This is a genomic window from Campylobacter sp. FU_520 (assembly GCF_025772385.1).
Lineage (GTDB): Bacteria > Campylobacterota > Campylobacteria > Campylobacterales > Campylobacteraceae > Campylobacter_D > Campylobacter_D lari_C.
Genome location: NZ_JAKMRZ010000037.1, coordinates 1 through 2,279 on the forward strand (window position 1 = coordinate 1; position 2,279 = coordinate 2,279).

At 28.4% G+C, this 2,279-nt stretch carries 2 protein-coding genes; one reads left to right on the forward strand and one right to left on the reverse strand.

Annotated features, from left to right (window positions below):
- Positions 1-470: flagellin (locus tag L8W55_RS07860; RefSeq protein WP_263678130.1), on the forward strand; the 470-nt coding region annotated here is incomplete at its 5' end.
- 28 nt (positions 471-498) lie between these two features.
- Here L8W55_RS07860 and L8W55_RS07865 read toward each other — a convergent pair.
- The coding region (locus L8W55_RS07865; RefSeq protein ID WP_263678132.1) for a motility associated factor glycosyltransferase family protein at positions 499-2,279 on the reverse strand (1,781 nt) is incomplete at its 5' end.

A 2,279-nucleotide genomic window follows, 5' to 3' on the forward strand; every position in this document is an offset into this window, starting at 1 on the left:
GTGCGGGTTCAGGTTTTTCTGTAGGAAGTGGACATAATTATTCTCAAGTTTATGAAAACAACTTGGCTTTTGTTACCGCTTTTTCTATTGCTTTTGGCTTTACAGCTACCGGAGATGGCTCTTCTCAGTTTGCTAGTTTAGACACATCAATAGCTGGAAAAGATCAAACACCAGGTGTCACTACTTTAAAAGGTGCAATGGCTGTAATGGATGTAGTAGAAACTGCAACAGCAAATTTAGATGCTATTAGAGCAGATATCGGTGCAGTGCAAAATCAAATCACAGCTACACTTAATAATATCAGTGTAACTCAAGTAAATATCAAATCAGCCGAGTCAACCATTAGAGATGTGGATTTTGCTGCAGAAAGTGCAAACTTTTCTAAGTATAACATCTTAGCTCAAAGTGGATCTTATGCTATGAGTCAAGCTAATGCTGTGCAGCAAAATGTTCTAAAACTTTTACAATAAATCCAAAGGTAAGGAATTTTTCCTTGCCTTATATTAATTTTCTTTTTTCTAAAATATCTTGCAAAGGCATGATGGCTATTTTTAAAGCTTTTTCTTGAACTAAGGTTAGTTCAGTGATATCTTCTATCCAAGTTTTATGCGATTCAATCCAAGCAACTAATTTATTTTGTTTATCACTTTCATTGTGCATTGCATGGACATAAATTTTTGAAAAAGTACTTTCTAGATGAAATAAAGAAGGACTTATCACTTCTCTTAAAAATATATATTTATTACTTTCTAGTTTCTCTTTTATTTTATCGATTTTTGTATTTAGCTCGTGCAATGTGTATCGTGTTTTGCTTTTATTGTTTAATTCTTTATGAAGTTTTTTACATTCTTTTAAAAAAACACTACTTGCTTTTATATTTTGCTTGATTTGTTTGTAAGCTTGCAACATAAGCTCTTCACTTTCTTTACGTTTTGGTTTATATAATTTTGGAAAAGGTTTTTTTAGTTCTTCTTTTAAGAGAGTTTTACATAGTTCTTTAAAAGGTTTTTCTATAGTTCCTTCTATCCTCGCTCCACCTTCTGTGGCATTGTAAATTTTTACTTTTGTTTGTTTATAGAATAAATTTTCAAAAATTTGTTTAAATAAAACCCAAATTTCTGAGCTTTGAATATATCTTTTTCCACCATATGCTAAAATTTTAAATTTATCTTTATCTCTTTCAAATTCTCCCTCGTGATAATCGCTATATAAAAATCCTTCACTATGAGATTTTCCATCATCGCTATAAGCTAGATCTTGGCCTATTAAAATGATATTTTTATGTCCAAGTAAGAGCGCTAATTCATAATTTAAATGTGCTACACTCATTCCCCCGCTTATATAGCCAAAATCATGCAATCTTAAAGAATATGCAAATGGTAAAGATCTTGAAACTAAAATGTATTTTCTATTGTTCTTTTCTAAAAAATTTATACTATCTTTATGAGCTAAAGATGCTAGAACAAAAGTAATATCTTTATCAAAATTACCAAAATCATTATCAAAACATCTTGATACAATATCATCTCTTTCAAGCATGCAAACATAATCAGGTTTTATACCTGCTTTTGCTAAGATAGGATAAGCACTATCAGCACAGAAAATAGTTGCTTTGTTTGCATATTTTTTTAGTAAAGGAAGTTGTTTTTTTAAAGAAGGTCCGGTGGCCACTAAAATGGCATTTTGACTTTTATTAGTTCTTTTTTTCTTTAATTCTGTAAAACTTGGATGAGTAAGCATCTTAGGGATGTTTAACACAAATTGCTCAATACCTTGCATAGCATCAATTGGATCATTTCCTCTTTTTAAAGCAATGCTTTTTATTGCTTTAAAATTTAAATCGCTAATATATTTAATTTCTTTCTTTTGATCCTCATAAAAAGAAGAGTGAATATGTAAATCATAAGTTTTTAAAAAAAGATCTAAAAAAGAGCATATAGCGTCAGCTTTTATATAACTCATTTCTTTAGTATGAATTAAAACAAATCTATTTTCTGATAATTCTTTGGAAAAATCTATCATATTAAATATCAAAAATATAAGTTCTAGATCTTTTTCATAAACTATAATTTTTTTATGTTCTTTATTAGCAAGTAAGCTTTTATAAAAAATTCCATTTCCTAAACCATAAAAAAATAAATAAGGATAACGCGCATAGTTTTTGTTAAAATACTCAAGTTTTTCCTGAAGTTCTTTCAAAGGATCTTTGTAGATATTTTTTAAATTCTTATAGCATATATTACAATTTAAAGGATCTTTATCAAAAACATAAATATAGT